The following is an 18740-nucleotide window of genomic DNA, read 5'->3' as shown; positions in this document are numbered from 1 at the left end:
AGGGTCAAGTCGCGCGCCGGCCCCGTCCGCGCACTCCACTTCTCGGCGTCGAGTGGTTCGTCACCGAACCACTCGCGGCGTCACTTTTAAGTGATCCTTAAGCCGCTGGTCACCGACGGCGCCCGGCCGCACCGTCGTGCGAAGGCGCGCGCCGAACGCCTCACCCACCATCACATTGGTCTAGTCCTAATCTCGTTGGAATCGTTGACGTGCAGGTCACGGGCCGGTTATCACTGCTCCAGCCCATCCACAGCACCACCCGCTCCCCCGCTGGAGGCCGCACGTGCACCCCCGTAGAACTCTGATCGCCGCGCTCCTGAGCACGGCCCTCGCCACCGGCGGTCTCGCCGCGACCGTCGGCATCGGCTCGGCGCAGGCGGCCGATACTCCGGCTTCCGCTTCGTCGGGCAACGTGCGCATCGCGTACTACGACCAGTGGAGCGTGTACGGCAACGCCTTCTACCCGAAGCAGCTCGACACCCGGGGCATCGCCGGCAAGCTGGACATCATCAACTACTCGTTCGGCAACATCCACCCGACGAACCTCACGTGCTTCGAGGCCAACAAGGCGGCGGGCGACGACAACAACCCCAACGCGGGCGACGGTGCGGGCGATTCGTACGCCGACTACCAGAAGTCCTTCGGCGCGGCGGACAGCGTCGACGGCGTGGCCGACAAGTGGGACCAGCCGATCGTGGGCGTCTTCAACCAGTTCAAGGAGCTGAAGGCGAAGTACCCCCACCTGAAGATCAACATCTCGCTGGGCGGCTGGACCTACTCCAAGTACTTCAGCGACGCCGCGAAGACGGACGCGAGCCGCAAGAAGCTGGTCTCCTCCTGCATCGACCAGTACATCAAGGGCAACCTGCCCGTCGAGGGCGGCTTCGGCGGCGCCGGTTCGGCGGCCGGCATCTTCGACGGCATCGACATCGACTGGGAGTACCCGGCCTCCGCGGGCGGCCACCTGGGCAACCACTACGCCCCCGAGGACAAGCAGAACTTCACGCTGCTGCTCGCCGAGTTCCGTAAGCAGCTCGACGCGTACGGTGCCGCCAACGGCGGCAAGAAGTACCTGCTGACCGCCGCCTTCGGGGCAGGCCAGGACAAGATCGCGAACATCGAGACCGACAAGATCGGCCAGTACCTCGACTACGCGAACCTGATGACGTACGACATGCACGGCGCCTGGGACGGCGACGGGCCGACGTACCACCAGTCCCCGCTGTACTCGGGCGGCAACGACCCGTCCGACCCGGTCGCGCCCGGCACCGAGAAGTACTCGATCGACAACGCGGTCGACTCCTGGCTCGACGGCAAGCCGGCCTACGGCATCGCCGGCGGCTTCCCCGCGAACAAGCTGACCCTGGGCTACGAGCTCTACTACCGCGGCTGGAAGGGCGTCCCGGCGGGGACCACCCACGGCCTGACCCAGTCCGCGACCGGCGGCTCCTCCCCGCGCCCGCTGAGCCAGCAGGCCGGCATCGCGCACTACAAGGAGCTCGGCGGCATCGTCGACAACCCGGCGACGACGTACTGGGACGACGAGGCGAAGGCGTCCTACTTCTACAAGGACGGCGAGTTCTTCACGGGTCTGGACCAGAAGTCCATCCAGGCCAGGGCCGACTACGCCAAGCAGCGCGGCCTGGCCGGGGCGATGATGTACTCGCTCCTCGGCCTGGACGACAAGACCACCCTGCTGAACCAGATCAACACCGCGATCGGCGGCACCACCACCGGCCCCACGACCCCGCCGACCACCGACCCGACCACCCCGCCCACCACCGACCCCACGGACCCGCCCGCCGGGGGCTGCGGCTCGGTCCCGGCGTACGTGGCCGGCACGGTCTACAACGCGGGCAACGTGGTCTCCTACAACGGCCGCAAGTACAAGGCCCAGTGGTGGACCCAGAACGAGACCCCCGGCAGCACCGGCGACTGGGGCGTCTGGAAGGACCAGGGCGCCTGCTGAACGCCCTGAACCGCTGCGGGCCCCCGCCGGTGCGCGCACCGGCGGGGGCCCGCGCGTCGGGGGCCACGGCGGCCCGGAAGGAAGGTGGGGCAGACGAGTCGGGCTGTACGCCGGGTTCTGTCGCCCGGTCGCCTCGCGGCGGCCGGGGAGACGGCCATCCATCTAGGACCGGCATTGCTGCCGGCCTCGTGCGGTCTACCCGCGAACTCGGGCGGGCCGCCCTCGAACGTTCGCGCAGGAGCACCGGGGTGCTCCCTCTTGACCTTGCTCCGGGTGGGGTTTACCTAGCCGCCTGAGTCACCTCAGACGCTGGTGGTCTCTTACACCACCGTTTCACCCTTACCCGGGACCGAGGTCCCGGGCGGTCTGCTTTCTGTGGCACTGTCCCGCGGGTCACCCCGGGTGGCCGTTAGCCATCACCCTGCCCTGTGGAGCCCGGACGTTCCTCGGGAGGATCCGGAGATCCCCACGCGGCCGTCCGCCCGGCTCGTCTGCCGTGCCGCCCATGCTACCCGGCCGGGAGGGGTGGCTCAGAGGAAGTCCTCCGTCTTCAGTTCCAGGTCGAAGGGGGACGGCAGGCGGATCGGCTTCCCGAAGGGCACGGTGCAGTGCTGGCGGTAGTCGTCACCCTCCGGGTCGCGGAACAGCGTCACCGAGGACTCCTCCCGGTCCACCAACAGGTACAGCGGGATCGGGCCCCTCGCATAGCAGTGCCGCTTGGCCTCCCGGTCGGCGGCCGGCTTGGACGAGGTGACCTCCACGACCAGCGCCACCCCCTCGCACGGCATCCACGGGTCCGCGCCCCGGTAGAGCCGGAGTGCCGTGGGGGCGAACGTGCCGTCCGGGATGGCGTGGTTCTTCGGGCAGCGTCCGCCGCTTCTCAGTTTCAGGCCCTTGTTCCCGGAGAAGTCCATATCGGTCGTCGCGTGCCTGACGACCTGCTTCAAGATCACACTGATGTAGTCCTCATGATCCCCGTCCGGCGGCGGTGTCACGACGATCTCCCCCTCGATCAGCTCCGCCCGGAAGCCCTCCGGCGTATCCAGCGCCAGGAAGCCCTCAAGCAGGACGTCCGCCTGCGAAAGCGGTTCGTGCGGCATGGCAGACATGTCACGCCCCTTCCTCGGTCGCTCGCCAGAGTGGGCCATCGCGGAACCAGCCGTCCGTGAGATGGGAGTCTTTCTCCCGATCGTGGCACAGGAGGACCCTCCACGGTCAGAGGCGGCTCGATGCCAGCGCGGTGATGCCCGCCGTCCAGGCCGTGGTGACGGCGTCGGGGGTGGGGAAGCGGCCGTTCAGTTCCATCATGACCATGCCGTGGGCGAAGGCCCAGGCCGCGCGGGCCAGGTGGGCGTCCGGGGCCAGGGCGCGGAAGAGGGGGGCGGCCGCGCGGTCTTCCAGGTCGTGCGGGTGGGCCCGGGACGTGGTGAGGCGGTAGAGGTGGGGGTGGGCCAGGGCGTGGGCGCGGTAGGCCGTGGCCAGGGCCGGGAAGGAGCCCGGGGCGGCCGTCTCCGCCGCCTCCAGGGCCTCGGCGGTCTCCGTCAGCATCGCGTCGGCCAGCGCGTCCACCACCGAGGACTTGTCCGGGAAGTGCTTGTAGAGGGACGGGGCCGTGATGCCGAGCAGGCCCGCGAGCCGGCGCATCGTCAGCGCCTCCGGGCCCTCCTGCTCCAGGAGCATGCGGGCGGCGGCCAGGATCTGGTGCTGGCGGGCGCGGTCGGTCACGCCGGTCCTTCCGTCGTACGGGCGCGGGGCGCGGGGGCCGAACTCGCGATCGTACGAGACGCCGTCAGGCCGGAACGAACAGGGCCTTCGCCGTGCCCGGGGCGGCCTGGGCGAGGCGGACCCGCAGCCGCTCGCCCAGCGGGAGGGGCGCGGTGCCCTCGACGCGGGCGACGACCGCCGGGGCGTCGATGTGGACGGTCCCGGTGGCCGGTTCGTTCTCCTTCACGTCCACCACGTAACCGTCGAAGACCTCGCCCACCCGGTCCTTGAGCAGCGCCGCCTCGACCAGATCCACGGACTCCCGCTCCACCGTGTTGCCGCGCCGCGTGCCCTCCGCCATCTCCTTGGGCAGGGCGGGCAGGGCGGCCAGGACCCATTCGGGCGGGTCGCGGTCCTCGCAGGCGGCGACGCACAGCTCGGAGGCGTAACGGTCGACGAGGCGGCGCAGCGGCGCCGTGCAGTGCGTGTACAGGCCGGCGACCGCCGCGTGCACGGCGGGCACCGGCAGGTCGCCGCCGTCGAAGACGGTGTAGCCCGCGCCGCGCAGCAGCGTCGTGCAGTCCTGGAGGAACGCCGCGTGGTCGGCGCGGACCGGGTCGAGCGAGCGGACCAGCTGGGCGTACGGGACGTGGTGCGGCCAGTCGATGTGCAGGGCCGCGGCGCTGCGGCGCAGCCGGGCCACCGCGCCGTCCGGGGCGACCGGCAGCGTGCGCAGGATGCCGGTGCCGCTCTCCGCCATGAGGCGGGCCGCCGCCATGCCGGTGAGCAGGGAGAGCTGGGCGTTCCAGCCGTCGGCGGGGAGCGGGGCGCGGTATTCCAGGCCGTACCTGCCGTCGTGCTCGGTGATCTCCTGCTCGGGCACGTGGAGCGAGATGCCGCCCCGGGCCACCTCCTGCTCCTCGCGGAGGGTGCCGATGTCCCGGAGCAGGGCGAGCGGTTCCTCGGCGGTGCCCGCGTCGATCTGCCGCTGCACGCCCGCGTAGTCGAGCTTCGCGCGGCTGCGGACGAGGGCCCTGCGCACCCGGGTCGCGACCGCCGCGCCCTCCGGGTCGAGGTCGATCTCCCACAGGACCGCGGGGCGGACCCGGCCGGGCAGCAGGCTGGCGGCGTCCTCGGACAGGACCTCCGGGTGGAGCGGCACCCGGCCGTCCGGGAAGTAGAGCGTCGTCACCCGGCGGTGGGCCTCCGCGTCGAGCGCGCCGCCGGGGCGCACGAACGCGGCCACGTCCGCGATGGCGTAGTGCACGCGGTAGCCGTGGGCGCGGCGTTCCAGGTGCATCGCCTGGTCGAGGTCCGTGGAGGTGGGCGGGTCGATGGTGAGGAAGGGGAGGTCCGTCGCGTCCGCGTGCCCGGCGAGCTCCGGACCGCGCGCGGCGTCCGCCGCCTCGGCGAGCACCTCGGGCGGGAAGTCCTCGGGGAGCGACAGCTCGGTGCGCAGGCCGCGCAGGGCCGCCCGCAGCGGGGTCTCGGCTGCGCCGGTCATGTGCAGATGGCGGCGGGGCATGGTCCCGAGCGTAGGGCGGGGCACGGAACGCGGCATTCCGAACGGAGGGCTTTGTGCCCGTGCGGTGGGCCCTGCGCCCCGTACGAACCGCCGCCGCGTCCCCGTACGCTGACCTGGGGCGTCCGTGCGGTCCGCACACCGCCGCGCCTCTTCCCCGTACGTACGAAGGAGAACCGCCGTGCTCGTGCTGTTGCCGCCCTCCGAAGGAAAGGCCGCCTCGGGGCGCGGGGCACCGCTGAAGCCCGAGTCCCTGTCGCTGCCCGGTCTCGCCGGGGCGCGCGCCGAGGTGCTGGACGCCCTCGTGGAGCTGTGCGTGGCCGACGAGGAGAAGGCGCGGGAGGTGCTGGGGCTCAGCGAGGGGCTGCGGGGCGAGATCGCGAAGAACGCGGAGCTGCGGACGGCGGGGACGCGTCCGGCCGGGGAGCTGTACACGGGTGTCCTGTACGACGCGCTCGGTCTCGACTCGCTCGACACCGCCGCCCGCCGCCTCGCCGGGAAGTCGCTGCTGGTGTTCTCCGGGCTGTGGGGCGCGGTGCGGGTGGGCGACCGGATTCCGCCGTACCGCTGCTCGATGGGCGTGAAGCTGCCCGGGCTCGGCGCTCTCGGGGCGTTCTGGCGTACGCCGATGGCGGAGGTGATGCCGGAGGCGGCGGGCGACGGGCTGGTGCTGGACCTGCGCTCGTCCGCGTACACGGCGGCGTGGAAGCCGAAGGTCGGGGTCGCGGAGCGGACGGCGAGCGTGCGGGTGCTGCACGCGCAGATGGTGGACGGGGTGGAGAAGCGGTCCGTGGTCAGCCACTTCAACAAGGCCACCAAGGGCCGCATGGTGCGGGACCTGCTGCTCGCCGGTGCCCGCCCGGCCGGTCCCGCCGAGCTGGTGACCGTCCTGCGGGACCTCGGGTACACCGTCGAGGCCGAGGCGCCCGCGCGGGCGGGGCGGCCGTGGCAGCTCGATGTGGTCGTGACGGAGATCCACTGACGGTACGTTGCACCCTCCGCAACGCTCGTTGCGTACTGCGCCGCATACCGGGCAGGATGGGCGCATGACCTCCTCCGTGCTGGACCTCGCCCCCGTCGTGCCCGTCGTCGTCCTGGAGGACGCGGCCGACGCGGTGCCGCTCGCCCGCGCCCTGGTCGCGGGCGGGCTTCCGGCGATCGAGGTGACCCTGCGCACCGCCGCCGCCCCGGACGCGATCCGGGCCATCGCCGCGGAGGTCCCGGACGCCGTCGTCGGGGCGGGCACGGTGATCTCGGCGCGGAACGTGGCGGACACCGTGGCGGCGGGGGCCCGGTTCCTGGTCAGCCCCGGCTGGACGGACACGCTGCTGGACGCGATGAAGGGGTCCGGGCTGCCGTTCCTGCCGGGCGTCTCGACCACCTCCGAGGTGGTGGCGCTGCTGGAGCGCGGGGTCACCGAGATGAAGTTCTTCCCGGCCGAGGCGGCGGGCGGCACGGCCTACCTGAAGGCCCTCTCCGCGCCGCTCCCCCAGGCCCGGTTCTGCCCGACGGGCGGCATCTCGGCCGCCTCCGCGCCCTCGTACCTGGCGCTGCCCAACGTCGGCTGCGTGGGCGGGAGCTGGATGGTCCCGGCGGACGCGGTCGCGGCCCGGGACTGGGCGCTCGTGGAGCGGCTGGCCGCCGGGGCGGCGGCGCTGAGGGGGTGAGCGGGGCGGCGGGGAAACCCGTCGCACATCGCCGTGCATGCTCCCCGGCATTCGGGGCACGAGCCTTGTAGGGGACGTAGCCCGCATGCCGGGTGACCCGGGTTCCGGCAGGTAATCCCCCGACCGGCCGGAACCGCCTCGGCCCCACCGGCCTTCCCCCCGCCGGTGGGGCCGAGTGCCGTCCCGATGCCTTTATCGCAGGTGGGACGTGTCGTTCAGCAGGCGTACGGAGGCGTTGCCGTCGGCGTAGTACGCGACGGACGAGACGGACGCCGCCGACAGCTCCATCCGGAACAGCGCCTCCGGGGGCGCTCCCAGGGCGAGCCGGACCAGGGTCTTGATCGGGGTGACGTGCGTGACGACGAGGAGCGTGCGGCCCGCGTGACGCGTGACGAGACCGTCCCGGGCGGCCGCCACGCGCTCGGCGACCTCGGTGAAGCTCTCGCCGCCGCCCGTGGGGGCCGCGTCCGGGGAGGCGAGCCAGGCGTCCAGGTCGTCTCCGTACCGCTCCCGGACCTCGCCGAACGTGAGCCCTTCCCAGGCCCCGAAGTCCGTCTCGCGCAGCCCGTTCTCGACACGGACCTCCAGGCCGAGCCGGGCCGCGACCGCACCGGCCGTCTCGCGGCAGCGGCGCAGCGGTGAGCTGACGATCTCCTGCACGGTGCCGCGCGCCGCGAACGCCGAGGCCGCGCGCTCGGCCTGGTCCAGACCGGCCGGAGAGAGCGCGGGGTCGGTGCCGCCGCTCCCGGAGAACCGCTTCTGCGGGGTGAGGGCCGTCTCGCCGTGCCGCAGCAGGACGAGCGTGGCGGGCGCGCCCAGGTCGGGCGCCGAACCCCAGCCCACCTGCGGGGTCACGGGGTCGGGTGCCACCGGGGCGCGCGGGGTGTCCAGGGCGGCCGTGGAGGCCGAGGGCTCCCATCGGTCGCCGCGCCGGCCCGCGTCCATCGCCTCGTTGGCCAGCCGGTCGGCGTGCTTGTTCCGCTCGCGCGGGATCCACTCGTAGCTGACGTCCGCGCCGGGCAGGACCGCCGCCGCCTCGGCCGCGAGCGGCTTCATGTCCGGGTGCTTGATCTTCCAGCGGCCGGACATCTGCTCCACGACGAGCTTGGAGTCCATCCGGACGCGCACCCGGACCCCGGTGCCGACCGGGCCGTCCGCGATCAGCGCGCCCACCGCGCGGAGGCCCGCGACGAGGCCCTTGTACTCGGCGACGTTGTTGGTCGCGACGCCGATGTACTCGGCGGTCTCGGCCAGCGTCTCGCCGGTGTCCGGGTCGATGACGACCGCGCCGTAGCCGGCGGGGCCCGGGTTGCCCCGGGAGCCGCCGTCGGCCTCGATCACGAACCGGCGCGGCAGGCTCACTACAGGCCCGAGTCGGCGGTGCGGACCAGGATGCGGCGGCAGTTCTCGCAGCGCAGCACCGTGTCGGGGGACGCGGCCTTCACGTCGTTGATCTCGGTGATGTTGAGCTCCAGGCGGCAGCCCTCGCAGCGGCGCTGGTAGAGGCGGGCGGCGCCCACCCCGCCCTGCTGGGTGCGGAGCTTGTCGTACAGCTTCAGCAGGTCGGCGGGGACCGAACCGGCGACGACCTCGCGCTCCTTGGTGACGGTGGCGGCCTCCGCGTCGAGCTCCTGGGTGGCGGCGTCGCGGCGGGCGGTGGCGTCGTCCACCTTGGCCTGCACGGCGGCGACCCGGTCGGTCAGCTCGGTGACGCGCTCCTGCGCGGACTCGCGGCGCTCCATGACCTCCAGGACGACGTCCTCCAGGTCGCCCTGGCGCTTGGCGAGCGAGGTGATCTCGCGCTGCAGGCTCTCCAGGTCCTTCGGCGAGGTGACCGCGCCGGAGTCCAGGCGCTGCTGGTCGCGGGCGGCGCGCTGGCGGACCTGGTCGACGTCCTGCTCGGCCTTGGTCTGCTCGCGGGCGATGTCGCTCTCCTCGGTGGTCGAGGCGACGAGCAGGTCGCGGAGCTGGGCGAGGTCGGCCGTCAGCGACTCGATCTCGGCGTGCTCGGGCAGGGACGTGCGGCGGTGCGCGAGCTGGGAGAGGCGCTGGTCGAGCGCCTGGACGTCGAGAAGTCGGATCTGGTCGGCGGGCGCGGCGTTCAGTTGGGGGCTCCAGAAGAGTGGTGGGCGGTCCAGGGGTCGGTGACCTGCTTCGAGACGTGGACCCTCAGGTCCCATCCGAGGCGGTCGGAAATCGCTTCGAGCTGTGTGGCGGCCTGCTCGCACCACGGCCACTCGGTGGCCCAGTGTGCGGCATCGACCAGGCCGAGCGGCGAGTGCTGGGTGGCCTCGGAGGCCGGGTGGTGGCGCAGGTCGGCGGTGAGGAAGGCGTCCGCACCGGCGCCGCGCACCGCGTCGAAGAGACTGTCGCCGGAGCCGCCGCTCACCGCGACGGTGCGCACCAGCGCCTCCGGGTCGCCGGCGAGGCGGATGCCCTGCGCGGTGGCGGGCAGCCGGGCGGCGGCACGGGCGGCGAACGCGGCCAGGGTCTCGGGGTGGTCGAGCACGCAGATCCGGCCGAGCCCCCGGCGTCCGGCCGGGTCCGTCGCGTCCGGGACAAGGGGGCGCTCGACGCGCAGGTCGAGGGCGGCGGCCAGGGCGTCGGAGACCCCGGGGTCGGCGGTGTCGGCGTTGGTGTGCGCCACGTGCAGCGCGATGCCCTCGCGGATCAGCGTGTGCACTACGCGGCCCTTGAAGGTGTCCGCCGCGACCGTCGTCGTACCGCGCAGGTAGAGCGGGTGGTGGGTCACGATCAGGTGCGCGCCCAGCTCCCGCGCCTCGTCGGCGACCGCTTGGACGGGGTCGACGGCGAAGAGCACCCGGTGGACCTCGGCGTCCGGATCACCGCAGACGGTGCCGACCGCGTCCCATCCTTCGGCCCGCTCGGGCGGCCAGAGGGCGTCGAGCTCGGAGATGACTTCAGACAGACGGGGCACGGAGGAAAGGCTACCTGGCCGCCGCGCCCCGGGAAGCCCCGGGAACGGGCCGCCCGCGGCTCGGCCCCGTACAGCACACGCACCCGCGTACGTACAGCGAAATCCGGCCATCACCACCCTTATGTGTGAAGTGGGGGAGGTCGTGTTGTTCGGCTGGAAGTGCGAAAACTAGCTTCGGTTGCCGGAGGTGATGAGTCGATGACTGCCTGTGCCATCGAGGACGGGGCCATGACGGGTGACGGCGGGTCGGCGGAGCCGGAACCGGAGCCCGATCCGGGCGGGCGCGCGGAGGCCGTCACGGAGACCGGCCCTGCGGAGACCGGTCCTGCGGAGGGTGTGCCCACGGGGAGCGCCCCGGCAGAAGGCGCCCCGGCGTCGGAGGCCGGCGCACCGGCCGCCGGGCCGGAGGCGGGCTCCCCCGCCGAAACGGTTCTGCCCGCCTTCACGCTCACCGCCGACGGCGCGTACGGCGCCCGGCTCACCGCCGCCCCGGTGCCCGGCTCCGACACCGCCTGGTACGCCGAGCGCTGGACGCTCGACGGGCCCGAGCCCTACGCCGTGCCGCTGCCCACCGATCAGCCGGAGGAGGCCGAGGCGCAGGTGGTGCCGCTCGCCGACGGCCGGGTGCTGATCCGGCGCCGGGTCGCCGAGCGGCACACCTTCTCGCTGCTCTATCCGACCGGCCCCGGCACCGGCGAACTGCTGCTCGGGGCGGTCGAGCGGGACGCGCTCGCCCTGCTGCCGCCGTCGCCGGACGGGGTGAGCGCGTACGCCCTGGCGGTCGGCGCGTACTCCACGGAGCTGTGGCGGGTGGCGGGTGGCGGGGCGGACGGACCCGAGCACCTCGCGGACCTGCCGGGGCGCTGCTCCGGCGGCGTCTGGCTGGACCGGACCGGGCGGATGCTGGCCCTGGACCGGGAGCCTGCCGGGGGCGGTCCGGTGAAGACGGTCGCGGTGGACCTGGGGCGGGGCGCCGAGATGACCCCACTGCTCCAGATCGCGCCGGAGAGCGACGACCGGCTGCTGCTCGCGGACCCGGACAGCGGGCTGCTGCTGATCCGCTCGGACGCCCCGGGCCACGACCGGCTCGGCTGGGGGGTCCTCGGCAGCTGTCTGCCCGTGCGGTTCCCGGAGTGCCTTCGGCTGCCGGACTGCTCGGTGGAGCCGTTCGCCGTGCAGCCAGGGCAGATGCTGATGCCGGAGAGCTGTGCGGTGGCCCTCCGGATCGACGGGGCGGCGGGCAGCTGGATCGGCCTGTGGCGTCCGTCGGGCCGTCGGCTGCACCAGCTCGCGGCGCCCGGGGGCTGGCTGGCGGGCAGCGGGGTCTGGTCGCGGGACGGGGTGCTCAAGCTCCCTTACGCGGACGGGGACACGGCGTGCGCGGTGGCCCTGCTGGAGATGCCGGAGGAGACGGATTCTGGGGGCGACGTAAGTGGTAGGCAACCTTCCGCGCCATCGATGAATCCTCCAGTGTGTACACCGGTTCCTCTGGGGCAGGCGCCTCTCGTGGGGCATACGACCCCTGACTAAGCTGGGGCCGGTCTCACGCACCGTGCGTCCTGGTCACCGACCGTGGCCTTCCCGGGCCTGCGGCGGCGTGAAGCTCCGGTCGGCACACACGTAAGCGATCACAACGGGGTGACTTCCCACATGTCTGAAGCCCGCACCGACACGACCCAGACGTTCCCGCCCGCGGCGGACGCGCAGCGGGGCGACGCCGGCGGCTCCGGAAAGCACCGAGGGGGTGTGGCGACGGACGACACGGCGGCAACGCCGGCCGGCCGTCATCGCCGCCCCGCCGAGGAGAGCGGCGCGGCGGCGGCCTGACCGCCGTCGGCCGAGGAGGGGAAGCGGCGCCCCTGCCGCCCGGGAGACCGTTCCGGGCGGCAGGGGCGCCGCTCTGTCCGCCATCGGAAGCGACCGGGACCGGACCAGGACGCGGACCGACTTCGGGACGCGGACCGACGCCGGGACTCGGACCGCGCGTGGAGCCGGATCCGGAGCCTCCGCGTCCGCGATGACAAATGTCATGGCGGACCCAGTACATACACCTCTGCCGCCGCACGCTCACGCTGCGTAACGTCGTAGGCATGACGCAGACAAGGGACGACGAGGCCGCGGTGGTCTTCGCCGGGGCGGTGAAGACGTTCGGACGTGCCGGGCGGAGCGTGCGGGCCGTCGACGGGGTGGACGTACGGATCGGGCGCGGCGAGACCGTGGCCCTGCTGGGCCGCAACGGAGCGGGGAAGTCCACCGCCATCTCACTGCTGCTGGGGCTGAACGAGCCGGACGAGGGGACCGTGCGGGTCCTGGGCCGCTCCCCCGGCCGGGCGGTGCGGGCGGGTCTCGTCGGCGCCATGCTCCAGGAGGGTCGGCCGATACCCAGGGTGACCGTGCGCGAGCTGGTCTCCTTCGTCGCCTCCACCTATCCGCGTCCGCTGCCGGTCGCCGAGGCGCTGGCCCTGGCGGGCGTCACGGAGTACGCGGGGCGGCGCATCGACAAGCTCTCGGGCGGCCAGATCCAGCGGGTGCGGTTCGCCGTCGCGCTGGCCGGCAATCCCGAGCTGATCGTGCTGGACGAGCCGACCGCCGCCCTGGACGTGGAGGGGCGGCGCGCGTTCTGGGAGTCGATGCGGGCCTACGCCCGGCGCGGCAACACCGTGCTCTTCTCCACGCACTATCTGGAGGAGGCCGACGAGAACGCGGACCGGATCGTCGTCATCGACCGGGGCCGGGTCGTCGCGGACGGAAGCGGTGAGGCGATCAAGGACGCGGCCGGGCACAGCCAGGTCGCCTTCGACCTCGCGGGCCGCTCCACCGAGGGCCTGGACCGGCTGCCCGGTGTCGTCGCCGTCGAGGTGACCGGCGACCGCGCCCTGCTGCGCACCGACGACTCGGACGCGACGGTCGTGGAGCTGGCCCGCCTCGGGCTGGTCCGGGGCCTCCAGGTCTCCCGCGCCACGCTGGAGACCGCCTTCCTGGCGCTCACCGCCCCCGGGGAGCCCGCACCGGAAGACACCCCCGCGGCCGGGGACGCCGCTCACGCGCGGACCGCGCCCAGGACCGAGAAGGAGACCGTCTGATGTTCCCGTACATCCTGCTCGAAATGCGCCGGACCCTGCGTGACGCCGGATTTCTGATCTTCGGCACGGGCATGCCGGTGCTGATGTACCTGATCTTCACCAACATCGGTGACGACAGCGCCGACGGCTGGAAGACCGCGTCCATGGTCGGCATGGCGGCGTACGGGGCGCTCGGCTCCGCGATGTCGATCGGTACGGGTGTCGCCTCCGACAAGTCCCTCGGCTGGCTCCAGCAGTTGAGGGTCACTCCGCTCTCCCCGTCGCACGCGGTGGTGGGCCGGGCGGTCAGCGGATCGGTGACCGTGCTGCCGGTGATCCTCACCGTGCTGCTGGCCGGGGGCCTGATCAACGGGGTGCGGATGGCGGCCTGGCAGTGGGCGGTGCTGGTGCTGCTGCTGTGGCTGGGCGCGCTGCCCTTCACCCTGCTCGGCCTGGGCAACGGCTACCGGCTGACCCCGCAGGGCACCGGCGTCGTCAACGTCGCCTGCCTGATGGGCTTCGGCGTCGTCGGCGGGCTGTGGTTCCCGCTGGAGATGCTGCCCGAGTGGCTGCGCTCGGTCGGCCGGTTCACCCCGGCCAACCGGTTCGCGGACCTTGGCTGGGCGACGACCGACGGGCACGCGCCGAGCGCGACGACGCTGGGCGTACTCGCCGCGTGGCTCCTGCTGTTCGGCACGTACGCGGTGATCTCGTACCGTCGGTCCGCCAGGACCGTGTGACAGGAGCGAACATGCCGCGGAACGCACGACCGTCGTTCAGGGAGCGCCGCAGGCTGCGGCGGGAGAACCGCAGGCCCGGACCGCCGTCGCCCTACGCCCTGCTGCCCTGGCTGCTGATGGGCCTGGGCGCCTTCTCCAACCTCTTCCAGGGCGAGACCCCCACTCCGTGGATCGCCGGAGCCGGCCTGCTGGCCTTCAACTCGCTCTACATCTCCGTGGTGTTCCGCGGCTTCACCAAGGAGAAGCGCGAGAGCCCGGTGACCTACGTCCTGCTGGGCGCGCTGGCCGCGGTCACCTTCGCCCTGGCCATCGGTTACGGGGGCAGCTGGCTGCTGTTCTTCCCGCTGCTCTCGCTGGCCGCCGGCACGGTCCTGCGCCACCGGCTGCTCGCGGTCGGGCTGCTCGGGCTCGCGGTCGCCGCGTGCGCGGTCGCGGTCTGGCGGGACGACAGCGCCTCGCCGCCGTGGACGCTGGGATACGGGACGTTCATCTCCGGGGCCGTGACCTCGGCGATCCTCCGGCTGGCGGAGACCGTGACGGAGCTGCGCGCCACCCGGCAGGAGCTGGCCCGGGCCGCCGTCGAGCAGGAGCGACTGCGGTTCTCGCGCGATCTGCACGACCTGCTGGGCCACACGCTCTCGGTCATCGTGGTGAAGTCCGAGGCCGCGCGCCGGCTCGCCCCGCGCGACGTGGACGCGGCACTGTCCCAGGTCGCCGACATCGAGTCCGTCGGGCGCCAGGCGCTCACCGAGATCCGCGAGGCGGTCACCGGATACCGCGAGGGCAGCCTCGCGACCGAGCTGGACCGGGCCAGGTCCGCGCTGACCGCCGCCGGGGTCGAACCGGTCGTCCGGCGCTCCGGGCCGCCGCTCTCCCCGCAGACCGAGGCGCTGCTGGGCTGGGTGGTGCGGGAGGCGGTCACCAACGTGGTGCGGCACTCCACGGCGACGCGCTGCGTGTTCGAGGTCACCGGGACCGGCGAGAAGGTCCGGCTCACGGTGACCGACGACGGCCGGGGCAGGCCCGAGGGCCCCGCGCCCACCCCGGGCATCGGCGGCACCGGTCTGAAGGGGCTCACCGAGCGGCTCGCGGCGGCGGGCGGCTCCCTGGTGGCGGGCCCCGGCCCGGACGGCGGGTTCGTGGTGACCGCCGAACTGCCGGTGGACGCGGGCGGCGCGGAGGACGGCGACGCCGACGCGACGCCGACGCCCGGAGCGGGGGGCGATCCGGCCTGCTCGCCTACCCTGGGCCGGTGAACGAGATGCCTCAGGAGCACCCCCCGGCCAAGTCCGTCCGCGTCCTGCTCGCCGAGGACCAGGGGATGATGCGCGGCGCGCTCGCCCTGCTGCTCGGGCTGGAGCCGGACATCGAGGTGGTGGCCCAGGTCGGCGCGGGCGACGAGATCGTGGCGGCGGCGCTGGCGTCCCGGCCGGATGTGGCGCTGCTGGACATCGAGCTGCCGGGGCGCAGTGGTCTGGACGCGGCGGCCGACCTGCGCGAGGAGGTCCCGGACTGCCGGGTGCTGATCCTCACCACCTTCGGCCGGCCCGGCTATCTGCGCCGGGCGATGGAGGCGGGGGCGGCGGGCTTCCTGGTGAAGGACGGCCCGGTCGAGGACCTGGCCGAGGCGGTCCGCCGGGTGCTCGCCGGGGAGACGGTGGTCGATCCGGCGCTGGCCGCCGCGGCGCTCAGCTCGGGGCCCAGTCCGCTCACCGCGCGGGAGCGGGACGCGCTGGTCGCGTCGGCGGACGGGGCGACGGTCGCCGACATCGCGGCGAAGCTGCATCTGTCAGAATCAACGGTCCGCAATTACCTTTCGTCGGCGATCGGCAAGACGGGCACCCGCAACCGCATGGAGGCGGTCCGCGCGGCCCGGCAGCAGGGCTGGCTCTGACCGCGTCCGTGCTCCGTCCCGACCCGAGGGCACACCCGGCATGCCGTCTCGAATAACCGCGCCCCGGCGCCTCCCGCTCTGGCTCATACCCGCGCTCTGGACCCTGGGCCTCGGGCTCTGGGGGCTCTCGCGGCAGCGCAGCCTGTGGCGGGACGAGGCGGCGACCTGGCAGGTGGCGCTGCGGTCCGCCGCCGACATACGGGCCATGCTGGCCAACGTCGACGCGGTCCACGGGCTCTACTACCTGCTGATGCACGGCCTGTTCGACTGGTTCGGGCCGAGCACGACGACCCTGCGGCTGCCCTCCGTCCTGGCCATGGCGGTGGCGGCGGGCTGTGTGACGGTCATCGGCGAGCGACTGGCGGGACGATGGGCGGGCCTGGGCGGCGGGATGGCCCTCTGTCTGCTGCCGGCGGTGCAGTTCTACTTCCAGGAGGGCCGTCCCTACGCGCTGGTCGCGGCGGGCGCCGGGGTGTCGACGCTGCTGCTCGTGACGCTGCTCGGCGGGCACGGCCGGTGGGGGCGCTGGGCGGCGTACGCGGGGACGGTGCTGGTCTGCGCGCTGCTGAACTGGTTCTCGCTGCTGATCCTGCCCGCGCACGCGGCGACGCTGGTCTGGAGCGGCGCCGGGCGCCGGATGTGGGCGCGCTGGACGGCTGCCTCGGGTGCGGCCGTGGCGGGGGCGCTGCCGCTGATCCTGTTCACCTCGGGCCAGTCCAAGCAGGTCTCCTGGATACCGCCGTTGACCTGGCACATGATGATCGGCCCGGCGGTGCTGCTGGCGGTCGGCGGCCTCGGGGCGCTGGTGGACCGGCCGGGCGGGCGCCGGCTTTCGACGGCGTCGGTGGGGCTGCCGCTGCTGGCGGTCCCCCAGCTCGGTCTGGCCGCCGCCTCGCTGTCCAAGCCGCTCTTCCTGGACCGCTACATCCTCTTCAGCCTGCTCGGCCTGGCGCTGCTCATCGGCGCACTGCTGGGAGCGGCCGTACGGGCGGTGGCGCCCCGGTTCCCGGCGGCCTCGCGGCTGCTGGTGCCCGTGCTGCTGGCCTGCGCGGTGGCGGCGTTGCTGCCGCAGTCACTGGCCAAGCGGTCGCCGTCGAGCCGGGTGGACGACGTGCTGGCCATGACGGCGGACGTGCGCCGGATGAAGGAGCCGGGCACCGCGGTGGTGTTCCTGCCCGGTGCCCGGCGCGACGCGCGGCTGGTCTCGCCCGAGGCGTTCACCGGGCTCCGGGACATCGCGCTGGCCCGCGGCCCGCGCGCGTCCGGGACGCTGAACGGGGTGGAGGCGGCGCCGGACCGGATAAGGGACGCGATGCTCGCCCAGCGCCGGATACTGCTGGTCACGGACGCGCCGGGGGCGGCGCGTCCGGAGAACGGGCGGCGGGAGAAGGTGAAGGCGGCCGTACTGAAGGGCTACTTCACCGTGATCGGGGACGAGCGGGTGCGGGGGCGCCGGGTGACGCTGTACGCACGGAAGTGACGGCCTCACCCACGATGGTCAGCGGGAGAAGGAGCGGCGCCCGGGGCCTTCGAATCCACGGCGGAGGTCCCGGGCGCCGCGACGCCGCTGACCGTCGTGGGTGAGGCCGCGAGACGTTCCGGCCGGTGGCGCGGGAGCCACACCAGCATGAGGAGCAGGCCGCCGAGCAGGACGCAGCCCGCCGTGCGGAAGGCCAGGGCATAGCCGGCGGTGAGGGCGGCCGGGTCCGCCCCGCCGTCGGTGCGGGCGGCGGCGACCGTGGAGAGTACGGCGAGCCCGAGGGCACCGCCCATGGTGCGCGAGGTGTTGACGAGCCCCGAGACGAGCCCGGCCTCCCCCGGCGCGGCGCCCGAGGTGGCCAGCGAGGCGAGCGGGGTCGAGGCGAGTCCGGCACCGGCCATCATGAGCACGCCGGGCAGGCAGACCGCGGTGAGGTAGGAGCCGTGCACGGTCATCGTGGACTGCCAGCCGAAGCCGGCGGCGGTGACAGTGGTGCCGATCAGCGCGAGGTTCTTCGCCCCGACGCGGGCCATCAGCCGGGGCGCGCTCTTGGAGCCGACGACCACGGCCAGCGAGGTCGGCATCAGGGCGAGCCCGGCCTCCAGCGCGCTGTAGTCCAGCACGTTCTGCGCGTACACCGTCATGAAGTACCACATGGAGAACGTGGCCGAGCCGATCACGAGCATCGCCACGTTCGCCGACGCCACCGCCCGTGCCCCCAGCACCCGCAAGGGCATCAGGGGTTTGGCCGTGCGCGTCTCCACGAGGGCGAACAGGGCGAGCAGCAGCGGTCCGCCGAGCAGCGGGACCAGGGTCGCGGCGGCGGTCCACCCCGCCGCCTCGGTCTGCACGATGCCGTACGCCGTGGAGGCGAGGCCCGCCGTGACGAGGACGGCGCCCAGCAGGTCGACGCGGCTGCGCCCGCCCGTGCGGCCCTCGGCGAGCCGGAGGGCGGCGCCGGTCAGCACGAGCACCCCGATGGGCACGTTGATCAGCAGCACCCAGCGCCAGGAGAGCGCGTCGGTGAGCACTCCGCCGACGAGTCCGCCGGCCGCGCCGCCGCCCGCCCCGACCGCCATCCAGGTGCCGATGGCCCGCGCGCGGGCGGGGCCCTCGGGGACGGCGGCGGTGAGCAGGGTGAGGGTGGCGGGGGCGAGGACGGCGGCGCCGAGCCCCTGCGCGGCGCGGGCGGCGAGCAGCTGCCAGCCCTCCTGGGCGAGTCCGCCGGCCAGGGAGGCGGCGGTGAACAGGCCGAGGCCGACGAGGAACATCCGCTTGCGGCCGTAGAGGTCGGCGGCGCGCCCGCCGAGGAGCATGAACCCGGCGAAGGCGATCGAGTACGCGTTGAGCACCCATTGAAGTCCGGTGGAGCTCAGCCCGAGGTCCGCCCGCATCGACGGGAGCGCGACATTGACGACGGACACGTCGAGCACGACGAGGAACTGCCCGACGCAGGCGGCGATGACCACCGCCCAGGTGCGGACGGGGCTCCGGTCGGTGGGCGGTGCGAGCATCGGGACGTCGGCCATGGCTGTCATACTCGCAGGCCCCATCTGCCCCGTACATCGGTTTCAGGTCCCCTCGCCCTCGGCCCAGCGGCGTAGGACCGGACCGTTAGCTGACGCACCGTCACCCCACCTGCGCACGCGCCCCGCGCGCGGCCGGTCCGGATTCGCACCCCGCGCCCCGGAATACGCCGTGGCCGATGAAGGTTCACCATGCACAGACTTGGCGGTCGGTGCTGCCCGCAGCACCGGCCGCACC

Annotated in this window: 17 protein-coding genes and 1 other RNA gene; 10 read left to right on the top strand and 8 right to left on the bottom strand. The window is 73.6% G+C overall.

Annotation, left to right across the window (positions count from 1 at the left end):
• Positions 1-283 precede the first annotated feature (283 nt).
• Positions 284-1969 carry a glycosyl hydrolase family 18 protein gene (locus ACFZAT_RS05385; protein WP_391260445.1) on the top strand — a complete coding sequence of 562 codons (1686 nt, stop codon included), beginning with the start codon at positions 284-286 and terminating at the stop codon, positions 1967-1969.
• A 90-nt stretch (positions 1970-2059) separates the two neighbouring features.
• On the opposite strand, the gene rnpB is transcribed toward ACFZAT_RS05385, so the two are convergent.
• From rnpB to ACFZAT_RS05365, 4 genes are all read right to left on the bottom strand, one after another.
• Positions 2060-2459, bottom strand: an RNA gene (gene rnpB, locus ACFZAT_RS05380) — RNase P RNA component class A.
• Positions 2460-2499: 40 nt separating this feature from the next.
• Entirely contained in the window at positions 2500-3069 is a 570-nt protein-coding gene (locus ACFZAT_RS05375) for a Uma2 family endonuclease (protein ID WP_391261644.1), read from the bottom strand.
• Between the two features lie 115 nt (positions 3070-3184).
• Positions 3185-3694, bottom strand: a complete 510-nt coding sequence (locus ACFZAT_RS05370) for a WHG domain-containing protein (protein WP_391260441.1) — start codon at positions 3692-3694, stop codon at positions 3185-3187.
• Between the two features lie 64 nt (positions 3695-3758).
• Positions 3759-5177 (bottom strand): RNB domain-containing ribonuclease, encoded by a 1419-nt coding sequence (locus ACFZAT_RS05365; protein WP_391261642.1) that lies wholly within the window; start codon positions 5175-5177, stop codon positions 3759-3761.
• 199 nt (positions 5178-5376) lie between these two features.
• On the opposite strand from ACFZAT_RS05365, the gene yaaA reads away from it, so the two are divergent.
• Together yaaA and eda are read left to right on the top strand one after the other, a co-directional pair.
• Positions 5377-6177 (top strand): peroxide stress protein YaaA, encoded by an 801-nt coding sequence (gene yaaA / locus ACFZAT_RS05360; RefSeq protein WP_391260438.1) that lies wholly within the window; start codon positions 5377-5379, stop codon positions 6175-6177.
• 64 nt (positions 6178-6241) lie between these two features.
• Complete coding sequence (gene eda / locus ACFZAT_RS05355; protein WP_391260435.1) at positions 6242-6862, top strand: bifunctional 4-hydroxy-2-oxoglutarate aldolase/2-dehydro-3-deoxy-phosphogluconate aldolase; 621 nt, start codon at positions 6242-6244, stop codon at positions 6860-6862.
• A 192-nt stretch (positions 6863-7054) separates the two neighbouring features.
• Here eda and ACFZAT_RS05350 read toward each other — a convergent pair whose 3' ends face one another.
• From ACFZAT_RS05350 to ACFZAT_RS05340, 3 genes are read right to left on the bottom strand one after another with little or no spacing between them, the layout of a single operon-like run.
• Positions 7055-8224, bottom strand: coding sequence for a bifunctional RNase H/acid phosphatase (locus ACFZAT_RS05350; protein ID WP_391260431.1), 1170 nt, complete (start codon positions 8222-8224; stop codon positions 7055-7057).
• Positions 8224-8967 (bottom strand): C4-type zinc ribbon domain-containing protein, encoded by a 744-nt coding sequence (locus tag ACFZAT_RS05345; protein WP_391261639.1) that lies wholly within the window; start codon positions 8965-8967, stop codon positions 8224-8226. Before ACFZAT_RS05345 ends, ACFZAT_RS05350 begins: the two co-directional genes overlap by 1 nt.
• Positions 8964-9800: a Nif3-like dinuclear metal center hexameric protein gene (locus ACFZAT_RS05340; protein ID WP_391260429.1), complete on the bottom strand. Its 837-nt coding sequence runs from the start codon at positions 9798-9800 to the stop codon at positions 8964-8966. The genes ACFZAT_RS05345 and ACFZAT_RS05340 overlap by 4 nt, the downstream gene beginning before the upstream one ends.
• 198 nt (positions 9801-9998) lie before the next feature.
• On the opposite strand from ACFZAT_RS05340, the gene ACFZAT_RS05335 reads away from it, so the two are divergent.
• From ACFZAT_RS05335 to ACFZAT_RS05305, 7 genes are all read left to right on the top strand, one after another.
• Positions 9999-11330, top strand: a complete 1332-nt coding sequence (locus ACFZAT_RS05335; protein WP_391260426.1) for a hypothetical protein — start codon at positions 9999-10001, stop codon at positions 11328-11330.
• Between the two features lie 120 nt (positions 11331-11450).
• Entirely contained in the window at positions 11451-11627 is a 177-nt protein-coding gene (locus ACFZAT_RS05330) for a hypothetical protein (protein ID WP_199879062.1), read from the top strand.
• Positions 11628-11920: 293 nt separating this feature from the next.
• Positions 11921-12883 carry an ATP-binding cassette domain-containing protein gene (locus ACFZAT_RS05325; protein WP_391261636.1) on the top strand — a complete coding sequence of 321 codons (963 nt, stop codon included), beginning with the start codon at positions 11921-11923 and terminating at the stop codon, positions 12881-12883.
• Positions 12883-13602 carry an ABC transporter permease gene (locus tag ACFZAT_RS05320; protein ID WP_391260422.1) on the top strand — a complete coding sequence of 240 codons (720 nt, stop codon included), beginning with the start codon at positions 12883-12885 and terminating at the stop codon, positions 13600-13602. Before ACFZAT_RS05325 ends, ACFZAT_RS05320 begins: the two co-directional genes overlap by 1 nt.
• A gap of 11 nt (positions 13603-13613) precedes the next feature.
• Complete coding sequence (locus tag ACFZAT_RS05315) at positions 13614-14858, top strand: histidine kinase (RefSeq protein WP_391260419.1); 1245 nt, start codon at positions 13614-13616, stop codon at positions 14856-14858.
• Between the two features lie 5 nt (positions 14859-14863).
• Positions 14864-15496 (top strand): response regulator, encoded by a 633-nt coding sequence (locus ACFZAT_RS05310; protein ID WP_391261634.1) that lies wholly within the window; start codon positions 14864-14866, stop codon positions 15494-15496.
• 40 nt (positions 15497-15536) lie between these two features.
• The gene (locus ACFZAT_RS05305) at positions 15537-16976 is read left to right on the top strand and encodes a hypothetical protein (protein WP_391260416.1); all 1440 of its coding nucleotides are present in this window, start codon (positions 15537-15539) and stop codon (positions 16974-16976) included.
• Positions 16977-16981: 5 nt separating this feature from the next.
• Here ACFZAT_RS05305 and ACFZAT_RS05300 read toward each other — a convergent pair whose 3' ends face one another.
• Positions 16982-18505: a DHA2 family efflux MFS transporter permease subunit gene (locus ACFZAT_RS05300; RefSeq protein ID WP_391260413.1), complete on the bottom strand. Its 1524-nt coding sequence runs from the start codon at positions 18503-18505 to the stop codon at positions 16982-16984.
• Between the last annotated feature and the right edge of the window lie 235 nt (positions 18506-18740).

It is taken from the genome of Streptomyces sp. NPDC008163 (genome assembly GCF_042956885.1).
In the GTDB taxonomy this organism is placed as follows: Bacteria; Actinomycetota; Actinomycetes; order Streptomycetales; family Streptomycetaceae; genus Streptomyces; species Streptomyces drozdowiczii_A.
Note: the sequence above shows the minus strand (reverse complement) of the source record. Positions and strands in the feature narration are given on the sequence as shown.

Bases quoted from the DNA above. Each gene is read 5' to 3' on its own strand.
- ACFZAT_RS05375 (WP_391261644.1), bottom strand. From the start codon at position 3,069: ATGCCGCACGAACCGCTTTCGCAGGCGGACGTCCTGCTTGAGGGCTTC.
- ACFZAT_RS05365 (WP_391261642.1), bottom strand. From the start codon at position 5,177: ATGACCGGCGCAGCCGAGACCCCGCTGCGGGCGGCCCTGCGCGGCCTG.
- eda (WP_391260435.1), top strand. From the start codon at position 6,242: ATGACCTCCTCCGTGCTGGACCTCGCCCCCGTCGTGCCCGTCGTCGTC.
- ACFZAT_RS05335 (WP_391260426.1), top strand. From the start codon at position 9,999: ATGACTGCCTGTGCCATCGAGGACGGGGCCATGACGGGTGACGGCGGG.
- ACFZAT_RS05330 (WP_199879062.1), top strand. From the start codon at position 11,451: ATGTCTGAAGCCCGCACCGACACGACCCAGACGTTCCCGCCCGCGGCG.
- ACFZAT_RS05320 (WP_391260422.1), top strand. From the start codon at position 12,883: ATGTTCCCGTACATCCTGCTCGAAATGCGCCGGACCCTGCGTGACGCC.
- ACFZAT_RS05315 (WP_391260419.1), top strand. From the start codon at position 13,614: ATGCCGCGGAACGCACGACCGTCGTTCAGGGAGCGCCGCAGGCTGCGG.
- ACFZAT_RS05310 (WP_391261634.1), top strand. From the start codon at position 14,864: ATGCCTCAGGAGCACCCCCCGGCCAAGTCCGTCCGCGTCCTGCTCGCC.
- ACFZAT_RS05305 (WP_391260416.1), top strand. From the start codon at position 15,537: ATGCCGTCTCGAATAACCGCGCCCCGGCGCCTCCCGCTCTGGCTCATA.
- ACFZAT_RS05300 (WP_391260413.1), bottom strand. From the start codon at position 18,505: ATGGCCGACGTCCCGATGCTCGCACCGCCCACCGACCGGAGCCCCGTC.